9 protein-coding genes are annotated in these 18,015 nt (G+C 73.1%); 6 read left to right on the top strand and 3 right to left on the bottom strand.

The window, feature by feature from the left end; translation table 11 throughout:
• Positions 1 to 99: 99 nt before the first annotated feature.
• On the bottom strand, positions 100 to 603 hold the full coding sequence (locus IE329_RS35615) for a DUF1269 domain-containing protein (RefSeq protein WP_190215190.1): 504 nt from the start codon (positions 601 to 603) through the stop codon (positions 100 to 102).
• Between the two features lie 175 nt (positions 604 to 778).
• Between IE329_RS35615 and IE329_RS35620 the strand changes: the two genes are divergently transcribed.
• The 3 genes from IE329_RS35620 to IE329_RS35630 all read left to right on the top strand — a co-directional run bounded on the left by IE329_RS35620 (position 779) and on the right by IE329_RS35630 (position 8,181).
• Complete coding sequence (locus IE329_RS35620) at positions 779 to 1,081, top strand: putative quinol monooxygenase (protein WP_190215191.1); 303 nt, start codon at positions 779 to 781, stop codon at positions 1,079 to 1,081.
• A 231-nt stretch (positions 1,082 to 1,312) separates the two neighbouring features.
• Positions 1,313 to 2,740, top strand: coding sequence for an alpha/beta hydrolase (locus IE329_RS35625; protein ID WP_190215192.1), 1,428 nt, complete (start codon positions 1,313 to 1,315; stop codon positions 2,738 to 2,740).
• Positions 2,737 to 8,181 (top strand): tetratricopeptide repeat protein, encoded by a 5,445-nt coding sequence (locus IE329_RS35630; RefSeq protein ID WP_190215193.1) that lies wholly within the window; start codon positions 2,737 to 2,739, stop codon positions 8,179 to 8,181. The genes IE329_RS35625 and IE329_RS35630 overlap by 4 nt, the downstream gene beginning before the upstream one ends.
• A gap of 237 nt (positions 8,182 to 8,418) precedes the next feature.
• Here IE329_RS35630 and IE329_RS35635 read toward each other — a convergent pair whose 3' ends face one another.
• Positions 8,419 to 11,805 carry a CARDB domain-containing protein gene (locus IE329_RS35635; protein ID WP_190215194.1) on the bottom strand — a complete coding sequence of 1,129 codons (3,387 nt, stop codon included), beginning with the start codon at positions 11,803 to 11,805 and terminating at the stop codon, positions 8,419 to 8,421.
• Between the two features lie 891 nt (positions 11,806 to 12,696).
• Positions 12,697 to 13,329, bottom strand: coding sequence for a TetR/AcrR family transcriptional regulator (locus tag IE329_RS35640; RefSeq protein WP_190215195.1), 633 nt, complete (start codon positions 13,327 to 13,329; stop codon positions 12,697 to 12,699).
• A 213-nt stretch (positions 13,330 to 13,542) separates the two neighbouring features.
• Between IE329_RS35640 and IE329_RS35645 the strand changes: the two genes are divergently transcribed.
• From IE329_RS35645 to IE329_RS35655, 3 genes are read left to right on the top strand one after another with little or no spacing between them, the layout of a single operon-like run.
• A complete protein-coding gene (locus tag IE329_RS35645) occupies positions 13,543 to 15,093 on the top strand; it encodes a purine-cytosine permease family protein (protein WP_190215196.1) in 1,551 nt (516 codons plus the stop codon).
• Between the two features lie 10 nt (positions 15,094 to 15,103).
• The gene (locus tag IE329_RS35650) at positions 15,104 to 16,864 is read left to right on the top strand and encodes an amidohydrolase (RefSeq protein ID WP_190215197.1); all 1,761 of its coding nucleotides are present in this window, start codon (positions 15,104 to 15,106) and stop codon (positions 16,862 to 16,864) included.
• Positions 16,861 to 17,961 carry a C45 family autoproteolytic acyltransferase/hydolase gene (locus IE329_RS35655; RefSeq protein WP_190215198.1) on the top strand — a complete coding sequence of 367 codons (1,101 nt, stop codon included), beginning with the start codon at positions 16,861 to 16,863 and terminating at the stop codon, positions 17,959 to 17,961. Before IE329_RS35650 ends, IE329_RS35655 begins: the two co-directional genes overlap by 4 nt.
• Positions 17,962 to 18,015: the final 54 nt, after the last annotated feature.

Here is an 18,015-nt window from a genome sequence, read left to right on the forward strand (position 1 = left end):
TCGGACGGCGGCGAGGCCGTCCGGTCCGCGCGGCGCCGAGGAGCGTGCCGCTCACGTGGTTCAGTGGGGTTCAGTGGGGATGAGTGGAGATCAGTGGGGTCAGTGCGTCTCGTGGTCCTCGGAGAAGGCCTCGCGCAACCGGGACTCCTCCTCGGCCGAGAGGTTCGTCTGGATCAGCTCGGCGTCCCAGCCCTCGAAGGCCGTCCGGATCCGGTCCAGCACGGCGTCCGAGCTCAGCACGAACAGCGCTGACGTCCCGGGCGTGACGCTCTCCCGCACCTGCCGGATGAAGTCCTCGTCGATGCCGCCGGCCTTGGCGAGCGAGCCGCCGAGGGCGCCGAAGGCGGCGCCGACGGCGATGCCGAGGATGGGCACCAGGAAGATCACTCCGAACAGCATCCCCCAGAACGCACCGCCCAGGGCGCCCCGCCCGGTGAGGTTGGCCAGGTGCCGGGTCCTGGGCTTCTTGGCGCCCTCCGGCCAGTTCACCACCGCACCGTCCTGCACCGTGATCAGCTGCTGCCGGTGCAGCTCCTTGAGGCTCTCCAGGGCGGCGTCGGCCCCGGTCGGGGTGGGGAAACGCCACACCGTCAGGGTTGGCATCACGGTCTCCGATCTCCGGGCGGGCAGGGTCGCGCACCTTCATCGTCGGATCCCCCGGCGGCCCGCGCCGCGCGCCGGGCCCGAAAGGGTGAGGCCCCGGCGCACCGCCGGGCCGGCCGGCCCGGAGCCGGCCCGGCCAACACCCCCGGCCGGCCCACCGGGTAGCCTTCCGCGCATGTCACAGCCGGTACACCTCGTCATCCTGATCACCACCCGGCCCGGCCGGGGCGGCGACCAGATCGCCGCCTTCGAACGGCTGGCCCCGATCGTGCGGGCCGAGCCCGGCTGCCTCCGGTACGACCTGCACCAGGTGACCGGGGAGCCCGACCGGTTCGTGCTCGTCGAACGGTGGTCGTCCGAGGCCGCCCTCGCCGCCCACGACGTGACCCCGCACATGACCGAGGCCGACGCGGCGAGTCCGGCGTTCCGGGCCGGACCGGCCGAGGTCATCCGGCTGGACGCCGCACCGCTGGCCTGACCGGGCCCGGCCGGGCGGGCGGTTCCGGGCCACGGCGGGCGCCGGTCACCCGCACGCCTCGTCCGTGCCGTGCCGGTGCCCGCGCCGCCGAGCCCCTACCGCGAGGTCCTCGGCGCCGCACCCATGTCGCCGATTCCCGTCCGTCCCGGCCGGGGCAGCAGTACCGTCGGATGCGCACCCCTGTGACTGTGCGTCAGTTCCGAACGTCGGCCGTGGAAGAGGGAGTCGCCGGTGCCGTTGCAGCATCTGGTCGTGGTGGTGCCGGGCATCGGCGGAAGCGTCCTGCAGACGTCCGACGGGGCGCCGCACTGGGACGCGCACCGGCGGCGACTGCTCGGGGCGCTGGCCCGTCCCGCCAGGTTGGGGCTGGACGAGACACCGGAGCTCCGTCCGGTCGACGTGCTGCCGGACATCACGGTCGCCGGCCCGTTCGTCGTCCCGGGCTACGGACGGCTCGTCCGCAGGATCGTCCACCACTTCGGGGACGTCCGCATCGACACGGCCCGCCCGGGGCAACCGCCGGACACCGGGGCGGACGTCCTGCTGTTCCCGTACGACTTCCGCCTCGGGGTCCGGCACGCGGCCGAACGTCTCAGGAGCGAGATCGCCGCCCGCCTCGGCGACCTGCACACCACCGCCCGGCATCGCCGGGTGATCGTCGTCGCGCACTCGATGGGCGGGCTGGTGGCCCGCCACTGGCTCGGCCCGGGCGGCGGTGCGCCGTTCTGCAAGGCGCTCATCACCCTCGGGACCCCGCACCGAGGCGCGCCGAAGGCCCTGGACGTCCTTGTCAACGGACTGCCCGTCGGACCGGTCCGGCTCGCCGGGCTGACCCGTGTGCTCCGGACGTGGCCCTCGGTGTACGAGCTGCTGCCGCGCTACCCGGCACTCGCCGACCCCGACGGCGTCGATCCGCTGTACCCGCACCAGTGGGACGCCGATCCCGCGTTCGCGGTCCGGGCCAAGGCCGCCTTCGAGGTCCACCGCGACATCGAAACGGCCTGGACGCGCCTGGCCGGCACACCGCAGCGCCCGCTGCTCACGGCGGTGTTCAGCCGCGGCCACGGCACGCTCCAGCACGGCCTGCTCACCTCGTCGGGCATCACGGTGACCAAAGAGGCGGCACCGTGGCTGCCCAACCCCACCTGGCACGGCGACGGTACCGTGCCGGCGATATCCGCGATCCCCATCGACGCCGGGACCGACCTCAACGCCCGCCACGTGGTGACCGAGCGCCACCTGGCCCTCGCATCCACCGCCGCCGTCGTCGACCTCCTCGCCGAGCACGAGGGCGAGCCGCTCACGGCGGTCCGCGGCGACACGCCGGACGGCCCCTGGCTCGGGCTCGACCTCGACGAGGCCGCCCCCGCCGGCAGGCCCGTCCCGTTCCGCGTGACCCTCCACGGCACGCAGGCCGACGAGCGGACGCGGGTGCGGTTCCGGTACCGGACCGCCGGGGACCGGACGGCAGCACCCGCACCGTGGAGGGAGGCGGTTCGCGCCACCGACGGCTCCTCCTGGCACGCCGTCCTCGACAGCCTTCCGGCCGGGGCCTGCCACCTGGAGGTCTCCGCGACCGGTGTGCCCGACGTGGACCGGCTGACCACCGGCGACACGGTCGCCGTCATCGCCACCGACGACTCGGAGTACGAGCAGTGAGCACGATCTGGCCCCGATGGCCCACCGACGCGCCCGCCGGGCTGCCGGCCTACGTCCAGAGCAGCCGCGGAAGCGGCGCCGACCCCGGAACACCCCACGCCCTGCTCGCCCTCCCGGTGCCCGCGCAAGGACGGTCGGCTCCACTCGACCGCGCCCGCGCCCTGTACGACGCGTTCGCCGCCCGGCGGATCACCTACGCCGACGAGCCGGCCAGCAGCTCGCCCGGCAGGCAGATCATCCGCACGCCCTACGAGGTGCTGCACCTGCCCCGGCACGGCACCTGCCTCGACCTGGCGGTCACCTACGCCGGAGCGTGCCTCGACGCCCGGCTCCACCCCCTCCTCCTCGTCACCACCGGCCGGCCCGGTGCCCCCGCCCACGCCCTGGTCGCCGTCTGGCTGGGCGGCTCCGGCGGCGGTGGGCACGACTCCGACTACCGGGCGGACGAGCTCCGGCCGGACTGGCAGTCGCTCCCGGAGGGGTTCCTCGACGACCTCGCCGACGCCGAGGACGAGCCCGGCACGTACCTGGTGATCGACATCACCGCTGCCGCCCGACAGTCGGGCAGCAGCTCCGAAGGGCGTGAACCCCGTCCCTGGGCCGAGGCGGTGGCCCGGGGCGCACGGCTCCTTCGCGAAGCCGTGGCGGAGAACCGCCTGCGTGCCGCCCTGGACATCGAACTCGGGCGCTCCGGCATCGAACCGCACCCACTGCCGGACAAGCCCACCGCCCCGGTCCTCACCCCGCCCTACCACCCCCTGCCCACGGAGCCGGACGAGGCGGGCCCGCTCAAGCTGCTGTCGGCCCGCCACGACATCATCCGCTTCCAGCGCCGCGACGAACTCGACTCCCTGCGTGAGTACTTCCAGGCGGCCGACAGCGGCGGTGCGCGGACCCGCATCGCGCTGCTGCACGGCACGGGCGGCGCCGGCAAGACCCGCCTCGCCGCCGAACTCGCCCACCAGCTGGCCCAGGACGGCTGGTACAGCGGCTTCTTCAACCGCGAACCGCACTCCGAGGACTGCGCCTGGCTCGGTCGGGTCGCGTCACCCCTGCTCGTGGTCGTCGACTACGCCGAGGACCACAGGACCACCGACGTCATCAACCTGCTGCGCGTGCTGCGGGACCGCGAAGCGCCGACCTGCCTGCTGCTCACCGCCCGCTCGGTGGCCGGCTGGTGGGACAATCAGATCGCCGTGGACCTCCGGCGGACGGACCACCGCCACACGCTGAGGAACGTCCCGCTCGCACCGCAGCACCCGCGCCAGGCCGGGGTGTACCGATCCGCCCTGAGGTCCTTCGGGGCCGCCGAGGCCGCCGTCCTCGGCGCGGCCCCGCCGGCCGACCTCGCCTCCGGCCCGTGGACCACGCTCGACCTGGTCATGCTCGCCTGGCTGGAAGCCCATTTCCCCGGTGCGCACCACCCGACCGAGGCACCCGGGTTGTACGAACACATCCTCGACCACGAGTTCCAGTACTGGGAGCGTGCCTACAGCTCACAGATCGGCCGAACCTCCGACGACGTCCTCCAGGTTCTACGGGAGGCAGGGGCCCTCCTCACACTCCTTGCGCCCAAGCGCTGCCGGATCGGGCAGGTCCTCAAAGGCATTCCGGACCTCGCCACCGACGGCTCCTGGCGCCGCGAAATGGTCGGCCTGTTCGAGGACCTGCTGCCCGAGGCGCCCGAGGACGGCACCGTCGCGGTACGGCCCGACCCTGTCGGTACCCACCTCAGCACAACGATCATGACAGCCCGACCGGATCTGCTCTCCCGTTGCCTGCAGCTGGCCAACGAGGCCGAACTCCGGAACGTGTGCGTCGGCATCTCGCGGTTCGCCACCACCGCGCACCTCGACGGCGGATCCGACGCGGCCGTGGCAGCACTCGATGCCGTACCCAGGCTCTGGCGGGCCGCTCTGGACGTTGCCACATCACAGGGCGGACCGTTCGTCCGAGCCCTCGAACGCCTTGCACAGGCGGACCCGACTCCACTGCCGCTGGCCGAACTCGCCGGGGAGCTTCCCGTCAGTCACGCCTTCCTGCCCCGGCTCGCCCTGATCGCCACCCAGCGCTCACGGCCTCGGGAGAGCGGGGCCAACTCCGAGGAATCACAGTCCGCGATGGCGAACTGGCTCAACAACCTCGCCGTACGGCAAGGCGAGATGGGTGACCGGCGGGCCGCGCTGGAGTCGGTCACCGAAGCCGTCGGCATCCGCCGCACCCTCGCCCAGGACCATCCGGACGAGTACCTCCCGGGCCTCGCAACCACCCTCACCAACCTGTCCAACCAGCAGTCCGAGCTGGGCCGGTTGAGCGCCGCGTTGGATTCGGTCACCGAGGCCGTCGGCATCCGCCGCACCCTGGCGGAGAGCGACCCGGACACCTGTCTGCCGGACCTCGCCCTCTCCCTCAACAACCTCTCGCTCCGGCAGGCGGAGCTCGACCGGTTGGGCCCCGCACTCGCGTCGATCACCGAGGCCGTCGCCATCCGCCGCGCCCTGGCGGAGAAGGACCCGGACGAACACCTGCCCGACCTCGCCACTTCACTCAACAACCTGGCCCTGCGCCAGCAGGAGGCGGGAGACTCACGGGCCGCGCTGGAGTCGATCACCCGCGCCGTTCAGATCTGCCGCGATCTGTCGGTGCGCAGCCCGGCCGCCCAGCTCCCGGCCCTCGCCCACCTGCTGGGCAATCTTGCGGCCAGGCAGGCCGACTCAGGCCGGCGGCAGGCCGCGCTGTTGTCCATCGCCGAAGCCGTCCGGATCCGCCGGGCCCTGGTGGCGGAGAACCCCGAAGCCCACCTCCCCGGCCTCGCCTCCGTCCTGAGCGACTTCTCCGTGCACCACAGGAAGGCCGGCGATCCGGAGGTTGCGGGGCCCGCCATCACCGAGGCCGTCCGGATCCGCCGGGCCCTGGTGGCGGAGAACCCCGAAGCCCACCTCGCCGACCTCGCCGCGGCCCTGAACAACCTGTCCAACCAATTGGCAGGCACCGGTGAGATTCGGGAGGCCGTGGCCCCTGTCGCCGAGGCCGTTCGGATCCACCGGGCCCTGGTGGCGGAGAGCCTCGAAGCCCACCTCCCAGATCTGGCACTGTCGTTGACCAACCTCAGTGTCCGGCAGGGAGCGGTCGGCAACTGGCGCGAGGCCCTGGTGTCGATCCGCGAGGCCGTCCAGTACTACCGCACCCTGGCGGAGCAGGAGCCGGCGGCGTATCTTCCTCAGCTCGCCACAGCCCTCAACAACCTGGCCAGCCAGCAGTCGAAGACCGGCGACCATCGCGGGGCACTGGTGTCCGCCGAGGAAGCCGTTCGGCTCCGCCGAGCGTTGGTGCAGCGGGACACCGCGAACCTCCCCGGCCTCGCCATGTCACTCAACAGCCTCTCGGTCCAACAGGCCGACTCGGGTGACGTACCGGGCTCGTTGGTGTCCGTCACCGAAGCCGTCCGGATCCGCCGGGCCCTGGTGGCGGAGAGTCCTGCCGAGAACCTGCCTGAACTGGCTCTGGAGCTGAATAATCTGGCTGTCCGTCAGATGAATGTGGGTGAGCAGCAGGAGGCGCTCGGCTCGGCCGTCGAAGCCGTCCGGATCAGCCGCACCCTGGTGGAGCAGAACCGCGCTGCACACCTCCCTCAACTCGCCAGGGCCCTGACCACCCTGTCCAACGCGCAGTCCGAGACCGGACAGCCGGGCCCGGCGCTGGAGTCGGTCACCGAGGCCGTCACCATCCGCCGTGCCCTGGTGGAGGAGAATCCTGCGGTACACCTCGGCGATCTTGCCCTTTCGCTCACTAACCTCTCCGTCCACCGGGCAGGCGCCGGGCAAGCACCGGAAGCACTGGAGTCGATCACCGAGTCCGTCCGCATCTGGCGCACCCTGGCGGACCAGAACCCCGCCCTGCACCGTCCCCAACTCGCCCTGGCTCTCAACAACCTCTCCGGTCAGCAGGAGGAAGCGGGCGAGGACCAGCCGGCACTGGAATCGATCACCGAAGCTGTCGAGATCCGTCGTGCGCTGGCAGCGGACGATCCCGCCGTCCACCTGCCCGGGCTGGCCTCGTCGCTGAGCAATCTCTCCAACCGGCAGGCTGACGCGGGGCAGCCGGCGGCGGCGATGGTGACGATCACCGAAGCCGTCCGGATCTGCCGTGCGCTCGTGGCGGAGAACCGGGCGTCCCACCTCCCGGCCCTCGCCGGGGCGCTCACCAACCTCTCCAACCGGCAGCACGACGCGGGCGACTCGCCGGCTGCCATGGCGTCCGTCAGCGAGGCCGTGGAACTCAACTGTGCCCTGGCGCTGAGGAACTCCGAGGCCTACCTGATCGACCTCGGTATCTCCCTGAAGAACCTCCACCGCCAGTTCCGGGCCGGTGGCAACGGGCCTGCGGCAATGGCCACGTCCGACGACGTGGTGTCCCGCTTCGACCCCGGCTCCGCCGCGGCCCTCCTCACCTATCGAGGCCACTGGCGGCACGTCAACGACGATCCTTCCGGGGCCGTCGACGACCTTCTCGACGCGGCCCGGCGCGTCCACGACACGACGGAGAACAAGCAGACCGGCCCGGCGCGCCGCGCGGTCCGCATGCTCGTCGAACTGCTCCGTGAGGAGAGCGGCCCGCAGTCCGCCATCACCCGGGCCCTGCCCGGGCTGCCCGACTGGGCGACGGTCGAGCTCCCCGAGGAGTCGCTGGACCAGCTGGAGCCGTGGCTGTCCGCGGGGAACTGGCCGGAGAAGGAGGAGCTCCTGCGGCAGTCGCCGTCCCTTCTGGAGGACGGCCCGGACCGTGCCCTGGTCGCTCACGTCCGTACGGTGTACCCGGAGATCACTCCCATCGTCGAACTGGACGACCTCCTGCGCGCCGTCGCGGCGCGCGGTCTCCAGGAGGTCGCGGCCGAGCAACGCGCGCTCCACGAGGCCACCGTCCTCGTCGACGGGTGGCTCGCCGCCGCCGGCTGGGCCGAAGACATGGACCACCTGCGCGGCCACCCCGGGCTGGCGACGGATCCGCTCGCCCGCGACCTCCTGGCATCGCGGCCGGACGACCCGGCGGCCCGCCAGCACCTCGGGATCCTGGAACTGGCCGACCATCTGGACGTGCCGGAGATCTACGACGCCGTCTGCGACCCCGCCGCCGCAGCCGACGCCGCGATGGACCTCATCGACCGGGGCAACACCGCCGGACTGGGTCCCCTGCTGAGGGCCGCCCCCGCACTGAACGGCGTACCCTTCGTGGCGCCCTACCTGGCGGCGGTGGTCGCGGTCTGCGAGGCCGGTCACGAGGCGTCGCCGGAGGCGTTGTTCGCCGATGCCGCGCGGGAGGGGACACCCGTCCAGCGCGCCGCCGGTGCGGGCCGCCTCCGCTCGCTCGCCCGCCACCGCCCGCAAGCTGCTGCCGCACTCGGGGGGTTCGCCGATCGCCTGTCGGCGGCGACGACGGATTGATCACCGGCACTCGCCGTTCCGCGATCCGTCCGGCAGAGCGGCGCAGAAGCCGGCAGGCCTACGCGACCAGGGCACTCATCGGCCCGGCGCGCCGCGGCCCGGCCCAGGAGGGGCCCCGGGCGAGCCGGGGCCGCCGAGGTCCGGCCGGCCGGGGAATGCGGCGGGCCTCCGGGCCGTGGGGTGGGTCCCACGGCCCGGAGGCCCTCGCCGGTCAGGGCGTCGGTGCGGGTGGGGCGGTTACGGGGCCGGGGTGTTCGGGGTCCCGTTGATGACGAACTGTGAGCCGGGCTCGATCAGGACGTTGCCCTGGGCCGAGTTGGTGATGGTCACGTTGGTGAGCGTGGCGGAACCACGCGCGCCCCCGTGGGCCAGGATGCCCGAGCCGTTGACGGACTTGTCGATCCGTACGTTGCTGACCTGGACGTTCGGGGTCGCCCCGCCGCCGGTCTTGAACTGGATGCCGTCGTAGGTGGAGTCGTAGATGTCGGTGTCGCGGATGGTGACGCCGGGGATGTCCTGCGAGGAGGCGAACAGGGTGATGGCCCCGAACTCCTGCTGCTCGCCCCAGAAGGCGCCGCCCGTCCGGTACAGGGCGTTGTTGGCGATCAGGGTCTGTCCGGAGAAGGGCAGCGGGTCGTGGTCGGTCGCCAGCATGATGCCCGGGTAGTTCATCGTGTCGGAGACGATGTTGTTCTCGATGGTGTTGCCGTAACCGCCGTACACCGCGATGCCGTTGGCGCGCCAGGGCAGCTGGACGGTGTTGTTGCGGAAGTGGTTGTCGTGGCCGATGTCGACCGACTGGTCCTTCACGGCCTTGTTGGACCAGACGGCGAGCGAGTCGTCGCCGGTGTTGCGGAAGGAGGAGTTGAAGACGGTCGAGTTGCGGGTGCTGTTGGCGAAGTTGATGCCGTCGGCGTAGGTGTTGCGGATGCGCATGCCGGTGAACTCGAGGCCGTCGCCCGGGCCCCACAGGGCGGGGATGTTGTCGTAGTCGCGGCCGACCCAGACGGCGACGTTGGCGTGCTCGATCCAGACGTTGCTGATCTTGGTGTTCTTGCCGAACCGGCCGTTGAGGCCGACACCGCCCTCGGCGTTGCCGTCACCGCCGCGGATGGTTCCCGAACCGAAGATCGCGATGTCCGAGATCTGGGTGTTGTCGTCGATGTCGAAGCCGAAGTTGCCCTCGTGCGGGTGGTTGATGCCGCCCGCGTCCTGCGGCGCCGTCAGCGTGTAGAGCTGGGTGTGCCACATGCCCGCGCCGCGGATCGTCACGTTGCTGATGCCGACCTGGTTGTACTGGCCGCGGTTCAGCGGGTCGTCCGTGAGGATCTTCTGCTCCTGCCGCCACTGGCCGGCGGGGATCCACACGCAGCCGATCTCGCCCTTCTGGTCGGCCGTGACGGCGCGCTGGATGGCGTCCGTGTCGTCGATGCCGTCGTTGGGAACGGCGCCGTACGCGGTGATCGAGGTGCAGCCGGCCGGCTGCGGGAGGGCCGGGGCGACCTGCTCCAGGTCGACCAGGTCGAGGATGTAGAACGCGGCGTTGTCGCCCGCGTCCCGTTGGAGGCGGAACTTGGTGCCCGGCGGGTAGGACTGCGGCAGCAGCGCGTTGGACTCGTCGAACAGGCGGCGGGCGTCGCCGCCCGGCGTGTTGGTCAGGCCCTCGGGGCTGTCGGTGCTGCCGTACAGCCAGCTGTGCTTGGAGGACAGGGTCAGCTTCCGGTTGAACGTGCCGTCGATGTAGAGGCTGATCGTCGCCGACTGGCCGCCGCCGCCCGGCGCGTCCGGGATCGAGTTGCGTACGACGATCGAGTTCGAGGCGTTGGTGGAGGTGAACTCCACGTACTGGCCCTGGGAGTTGAGCTGGACCGACCGGCGGCCGGAGGACTCGGTGGCGAAGTTGGTGTGGCTGAACGTGCGCTTCTGGTCCGACTGCAGCAGGACGCCGTTGTACTGGGCGTCCTCCGCCTCGTACTCGGTGTACGGCAGCGCGGCGCCGCGGCCGACCACGATCGAGCGGGCGAACACGTTGTTGTTCTCGTTGGTCTCGGCGATCACCCCGGTGGCGTCCGCCGTGGCGGTGAGCGTGGCGCCGCCGCTGGCGGCGGTCCAGGTGCCGCTGACCGGCACCTGGGCGGTCGCGCCGGCCGCGATGGCGCCCGTCGTCCCGTTCAGCGTGGTGCCGCCCACGGCCAGGCGGGTGACCGAGCCGGCGGCGACGGCGGTGGTGCCGCGGTTCTGCACGGCCACGGTGAAGCTGACGGCCGCCCCGACGGCCGGGGAGGCCGGGTTCGAGGCGATGCCCGTGACCGTGAGGTCCGGGCCGGGGCTCTGGGCCACCGCGAGCTTCGTCGAGCCCGTCCGGCTGTTGTTGGAGTTGTCCTGCTCGGCGACGGTGTCGGTGGGGTCGACCACCGCCGACACGGTGTAGCTGCCCATCGGGCGCTTGCCCACCGCGACCGGGACGGTCGCCGAGGCGCCGGCGGCCAGCGCACCCACCGGGGCCGAGCCGGCCACGACGCCTTCGAGGCTGACGTTGACGGTCGTCGCCGGGGAGGCGGCGGTGCCGGCGTTGCGCACCGTCGCGTTGACGGTGACGTTGTCCGCCTCGGTCGGGGCGGTCGGCGACCAGGCCAGGTCGGTGACGGTGAGATCCGGGTTGGGCGCGGCGGTGCCGACCACCTGGAGCTCGGCGACCTGCGCGCCGGGGGCGCCGGTGTTGGAGGAGAACGTCAGCCGGACGTCGGCGTAGCGGCCGGTCACCGGGATCGTCACGGTGTTCTGGCTGCCCGGGCTGAACGCGTAGTCGGCCCGGGCGCGCAGCGTCGTGAAGCCGGCCGCCGACTGCTCCCGGCCCTCGACCTGGATCGCCTGTGTCCTGGCGCCCCAGGCCGGGTCGGGGTTGAGCTTGACCACCACGGCCTCGACGTCGGCGTTGGAGCCGAGCTTCACGGTCAGGGCCGACGGGAACCCGGCCGACTCCCAGTAGGTGGAGACGTTGTCGTCGACGGCGTTGGCGGCGGTGTAGGACTGGGTCGTCGAGGTCGCCTCGACGGGCTTGTTGCGCGCCAGGTTCGAGCCGGTGACGGGCGGGTCGACCGGTCCGCCGCCCTCGCCGTAGACCTCCAGTTCGGAGATCTGGCCGGCGTTCCAGCCGGTGTTCCCGGTGACCTGCACCCGGACGTAGCGGACGGCGGCGGCCGGGAAGGTGATGTCCACGGTGTTCGCCCCGGACGGGTCGAACACCCGGCCGGTGGAGCCGGCCAGCGTACTGAAGGCCGAACCGTTGGTGCTGCCGAGGACGCTCAGCGTCTCGGTGCGGGAGCCCCAGGAGGACGGGAGCTTCAGTGCCACCTCGTTCACGTTGACGCTGCTGCCGAGGTCGACCTGCACCCACTGCGGGAACGCCCCCGAGGGGCTCTCCCAGTAGGAGGCCTGGCTGCCGTCGGTGATGTTGCCCGCCGGGTACCCGCCGTTGGCTCCGCTGGCGGTGGCGGGCTTGCCGAGTGCGAGGTTGGGGCCGGTGGCGGCGTGGGCGGCGCTGACGGGCGTCAGCCCGACGGCGACCAGGCCGGCGACCACCGTGCCGGCGAACAGCCGTCGGCCCTGGTGTTTCCGTCTCATCTGTTCGGGTCCTCTTGTTCGTGGCCGGGCAGCGGGACGCCGCGCCCTTCCCCGGGGGACCGCCCTCGGGGCCGCCGAGGTGTGCGGCGACTTGGGGAGCCGGGTGAGGGGCGCGGGTGCCGGTGCGCCGGTCGGACAGGGTGGGGGAGGTCCCGCCGGGCCGCGCGACACGGTTTCGGCGGAGGGCGACAGCATGAGTGAAAGGCTTTTGCGTATCTCGGTCAATCATTTGCGCTGTCTGGGTGACAGATTTCCGTCAAGTAACCAATTTGTCAACGGTCCTGACGCCCCGGCCGCCCGGGCCGGCATGTTCCCGCAGCTCGCAGTGGTCAACGCCGCAGGCGATTCGGGCGGCGGTGCCTCGGGTGCCCGGCGTCCGCCGGCCGCGCCGTCGGCCGTGTCCGGGGGTGATTGCTCCTGCGGGGCAGGTGCGGTGATCCGCCCGGCCGGCGCGGCGGCGATGGGTGGTCAACTCGGCTCTGGGCGGAGGACGTTGCCGAAGTCCGTGGGGCGGCGCGGACTTCGCCGGCACGACGGGGTGTCGCCGTTCCGTCGGAAGTCCGTGGGGCGGCGCGGACTTCGCCGGCACGACGGGGTGTCGCCGTTCCGTCGGCTGCTGCCCCGTCGCGTGCGGGTCGGTCAGGGCGCGGGTCGGTCAGGGCGCGGGGGAGGGGTGGAGTCGGTCACGGGCGCGCGGCCGGGGCCGGACAGTGGGGCGAGGCGCTCGCTTGCGGGCGCTGCCGGCAGCCGCCGGGGTGGGGGCCGGGGCGCGGGTCGGGACGAGACCGCTGGGTCGCGCGCCACCGGCGGCCGGGGGCTCCTGCCCGGGCGGTCCGGGCGACGGGGACGGCCTGGCGGCTCGGCCGCCCCGGCCGGGCTGGTGTGCCCCGCTCAGCCCGCGTCGCGCAACATGCCTGCAGTCAGTCCGAGTTCGCGCTCCGCCGTGGTGAAGACGAGGACGTCGAGCGCGGGGTGGGTGAACTGCGGTTCGTCGTTCGCGTAGGCGCCGAGCCCGTCGATCGCCACCAGGATGACCAGGCACGCCCCCAGTGGGTCCGGGGTGGTGAAGTCGCCGCTGCGCACGCCGTCCTCGATCACGGCCGTGAGGGCGTCGCGCATCACCGCCTCCTGCTCGGCGACCACGCCGCGCAGCGTGGGGCGGTAGCGGGAGAGGTGCCGGGCGTTGAGCCAGAGCCGGCCGAAGTCGACGAAGTCCTGGCCGTTCAGGCGGTGCAGCAGGCGGCTCAAGCGACGGAGCGGTGCCAGTCCGGCGTCGGCCGCCGGCAGCAGCGACTCGCGTTCGCCGGTCACCGCGCAGGCGAACGCCTCGCACAGCAGGTCGTCGATGCTCGGGAAGTAGTGGCCGATCAGGCCCGGGCGCACCCCCAGCTCGTCGGCGACCTGCTGCATGGTCGTGCGTTCCAGCCCGCGTTCCAGTGCCAGCCGGGCGGCGGTCCGCAGGATCTCGTGCCGGCGTTCCTCCGCGGTCTTGCGCGTCCGGGCGGCCCGGGGGGTTGACGTCATGCGGAACAGCCTATTGGATGTCGCACCAACAGCTTATTGGTGTCAGCATCAATAGCGACCCGGTGCCCGCCCTCGCCCTCTCCTGCCCAGCCCTCACCTGGCCCCACCCTCCCGGGCTCTCGCCCGTCCAGCGAGGTGCCGCCCAGCGCGGTGCCACTCGGAACGGTGCCGCCCGGCGCGGTGCTGCCGCCTCCCCCCACCGAAGGAACCCCCATGGAGCGTTCTGCAAGCGGCCCCGACGTGGCCGCGGCCCCCTCCGGACAGGACCGCGCCGGTTCGTTCGAGAGCCGCGGCATCGACTGCGTACCCGACTCCGAACGGCACGGCGCAGCCCGCGAACTGTTCACCCTCTGGGCCGCACCCAACGTGAGCTACCTCAGCTTCGTGGTCGGCGGAGCCCTGGTCCTGACGGGTCTCTCGCTCGCCGAGGCACTGGCGGTCACCGTCGCCGGCAACCTCTTCTGGCTCCTCACCGGCTTCATCGCGGTCAGCGGCCCCGCCGCCGGCACCTCCGGGTCGGTCATCTCCCGCGCGATGTACGGCGTCGTCGGCAACAAGGCCGTCGTCGCGCTCACCGGCTGGCTGATCGCCTCGCTCTACCTGGCCCTGAACTGGTCGGCGGCCTCCGTCGCCGGGCTCGGCCTCACCAGCCGCGCCGGCCTGCCCGACACCCCGGCGGTGGACGCCCTGGTCGTCTGCCTGATCGCCGGCGCCACCATCCTGGTCGCGATCTACGGGCACGCCACCATCGTGCGCCTCTACGGCGCGCTGAGCGTCCTGCTCACCGTGGTGTTCCTCGCGGTCGGCGTCATGGTCCTCACCCGTGCGAACTGGTCCTACACCCCGACCGAACCCCTCACCGGCCTCGGCCGGTTCGTCGCCCTGGCCTCCGGCTTCACCATCGTCGCCTCCGCCCCGCTGTCCTACGCCAACAGCCCCGACCTCACCCGCTACCTGCCCCGGGAGACCAGCCCGAAGGCCATCACGCTGTGGACCGCGTCCGGCGCCTTCCTGCCGAGCGTCCTGTTCACCGCGGTCGGCTCCCTCGCCGCCACCACCCTCGACATGAGCGACCCGCAGGCCGCGCTGGAGAGCGTCGTGCCGGCCTGGTTCGTCCCCGTCCTCGTCATCGCGGTGGTGCTGAACACCGTGGCGAACAACGGCATCACCGCCTACAGCTCCGGCCTGTCGATGCAGTCCGTCGGCGTCCGGCTGCACCGGGTGGTCGCCGTCCTGGTCGTCGGCCTGATCGGCACCGCCATGACGCTCTTCGCCCTCCTGGTGTTCGACTTCCTCACCGCCGTCAACACCCTGATGGAACTCGTCGTCGTCGTCACCGGCCCCTGCATGGCCGTCTACGCCACCGACATCGTCCTGCGGCGCAACCGCTACGACGGCGAGCAGCTCCACGACCAGAGCCGCACCAGCCCCTACTGGTACCGCGCGGGCGTCAACCGGGCCGGCGTGCTGGCCACCCTCGGCGGCGCATCGGCCGCCACCCTCTGCGCGAGCTCCAGCTCCTGGGCCGGCCCGCTGTCCTCGGCCATGGGCGGCCTCAACCTCGCCGTCCCCGTCGGGGTCCTCGGCTCGGCCGTCCTGTACTGGGCCCTGTCCCGGGCCTTCGGCACGCTGCCCGCCGCCACCGCGCTGCCCCCGGCGACCGCCCCGCACCCGGTCATCGCCCCGCACCCGGCGACGGCCGCGCCGCCCGCCACCGCCCAGCCCCCCGCGACAACTCTGCCGCCCACCACCCCCCAGCACTGAGAGACCGACCATGACTGCCGACCTCATCGTGCGCGTGGCACGGATCGAGAACTTCGATCCCGTGCCCGGCCCGGCCACCGACACCGTGGTCGCCGTCCGTGACGGCAGGATCCTCGCCGTCGGCGGCGACGACCTCCTCCACCGGTGGACGGGCCCCGCCACCGCCGTCCTCGAATTCCCCGGCGCGACCCTCACCCCTGGCCTCACCGACCCCCACGCCCACCCGGTGTGGGGCGCGATCGAGGCCGGCACCGGGCTGGACCTCGACGGCCTGACCACCCTCGACGACGTCTGCGCCCGCATCGCCGAGCACCTGGCCGCCCGGAGCACCGGCTGCACCCCCGGCCACACCCCGGCCCGCCCGCCCGCCGGCACATCTCCCGGCACGTCGCCCGGCACGTCTGCTGACGAGCCCGCCGACACGCCCGCCGAGGCGACCGGCCAGGGCATCGAGCCGTGGGTCACCGGCTTCAACCTCGACATCAACGTCTTCGACGCCGAACCCACCGGCGAGCCGTTCGAACAGCACCTGCCCGGCGTGCCGGTCTCGCTGATGACCCGCGACGCGCACTCCCTCGTCATCAGCCCCGCCGCCGTCACCCGCGTCGGCCTGACCGGCACCGAGACCTTCGACGACGCCTCCCGGATCGCCACCGGACCCGACGGGCGGCCCACCGGCTTCGTCGTCGAACTCCAGGCCATGGACCTCGTCCTCGCCCACTACCCCGAGGTGCCCCTGGCCGAGGCCGCCGGACACGTCGCCGACCGACTGCGCCGGTTCGCCGCGACCGGCCTCACCGGCCTGCACGCACTCGACTTCACCCCGCCCTCCGAGGAGGTCTACCGGCGGATCGAGGCCGACGGGGACCTCCCGCTACGGGTGCGCTGCTCACCGCTGGTGCCCGCCGACTCCACCCGCGAGGTCTGGGAGGCCGTCGCCGCCCAGCAGCGGCTGGCCGGCCGCCGCTGGCACGTCGCGGGCGCCAAGTTCATGCTGGACGGCACCGCCGACAACGGCTCCGCCTGGTTCGAACACCCCGACCTGCACGGCCAGAACCGCCACCCGCTGTGGCGCAACGTCGACGGGTACCGCGAAGCCGTCCGCTTCTTCACCGAACGCGACATCCCCACCGCCACCCACGCCATCGGCGACCAGGCCGTGCGCACCGCCCTCGACGTGATCGAGGAGACCGGCCACGCGCCCTCCGCCCCGCACCGCATCGAGCACATCGAGTCGATCCCCGACGACCTGCTCCCGCGCTTCGCCGCCCTCGGCGTCGTCGCCGGCCTCCAACCCGCCCACGCCACCCGGCTGACCAGCGCCGACCAGAGCGACAACTGGTCCGTCCGGATCGGCCCGCAACGGGTCGCGCACGGCTGGCGCACCCGGGACCTGCTCGACCACGGCGCGGTGGTCGCCCTCGGCTCCGACTGGCCGATCGGCGTCGCCGACCCGCGCACCGCACTCGCCGACGCCCAGCTGCGCCGCCCGGTCGAGCAGCCCGACGCCGTCCCCGTCCAGCCCGGCCAGCGGATCACCGCGCGGGAGGCCTACGCCGGGATGACCCGTGCCCCGGCCGTCGCCGCGGGCGACACGGGCCGGCTCGGCCGGATCGCCCCGGGCCACCTGGCCGACCTCACCGTCTTCGCCCGCAACCCGCTCCACCTCACCCCCGAGGAGCAGGCGGCCAACCCCGTCCTCGCCACCGTCGTCGACGGCACCCCGCTGCTCCACGCACCCCGGCCCGCCGCACAGGAACGAACCCCGTGACCTCAGCACCCTTTCCCCGCCCCGACCACCGCGCGCACGTCCGCGTCGACGCCGCCGACCCCCGCGAGCGCGGACACGCCCGGGGCCGGCAGCTCGCCGACACCCTCCACCTGGCGCTGGACGGCTACGACCGCCTCTTCGCCCTCGCGGGCATCCGCCCGGCGACCGTCCGCGACGACGCCGGCCGCGCCCTCGAAGCCGTCGACGCCTTCCGCCCCGGCTTGTGCGCCCAGATCGAGGGCATCGCCGCCGGGGCCGCCGTCGAACCCTGGCGGATCGCCGCGCTCAACGCCCGCACCGAGATCCTCGCCCGCGGCAGCGCCGTCCCGCCCGGCGAGTGCTCCACCCTCGTGCGACGCCTGCCGGCCGCCGCCGGGGCCACCGCCCATGTCGGCGTGCAGACCTGGGACTGGCACGTCGAACTCAGCGCCGCCTGGCACACCGTCGACTCCGCCGGCGCCGCGCACCGCTACACCGGGATCACCGAGCACGGCATCCTCGCCAAGATCGGCGTCAACAGCGCCGGGGTCGCCCTGCACTTCAACATCCTCGGCCACCGGGACGACCGCGTCGGCGGCGTACCCGTCCACATGCTGGCCGCGCTCGTCCTGGAGGAGGCCGGCAGCGCCCGGCACGCGAGGGAGATCCTGCGGGAGGCGCCCCTCACCTCGTCCGGGTCCTTCCTGCTCTTCGACGAACGGGAGGCCCTGCTCCTCGACCTCAGCCCGGCCGGGATCTTCGAGGCGCCCGAGGCGGCCCCCGGGACGCTCCTGCGCACCAATCACTTCCTCACCGCCGTGCCCGCCGAGCACGAGAAGAGCCGGCTCTACCAGCCCGACTCCGGCGAGCGGTACGCCTTCCTCCGCGACCGGATCGCCCGCGAACCCGTCGAGCATGCGGGGCACCTGGTCGAGCGGCTGGTGACCGGCCCGGGGGAGCCCCCGGTGACCTGTCTCCCCGACCTGACCGGCCCGCCGGGGCACCGCTGGGCGAGCCTGGCCACCGTCGTCCTCGACCCGGCCGCCCGCACCGCCCGCGTGCTGGACGGCACCCCCGCCGAGCACGCGACCCGCCCCTGGCGCACCCTGCGGGTGTGACCGGCGGAGTCCCGGCACCTGGCCGGGCCGGTGCGGCCCGGCCAGGTACGGGGA

The sequence above is a fragment of the Kitasatospora indigofera genome, assembly GCF_014655955.1.
GTDB lineage: Bacteria > Actinomycetota > Actinomycetes > Streptomycetales > Streptomycetaceae > Kitasatospora > Kitasatospora indigofera.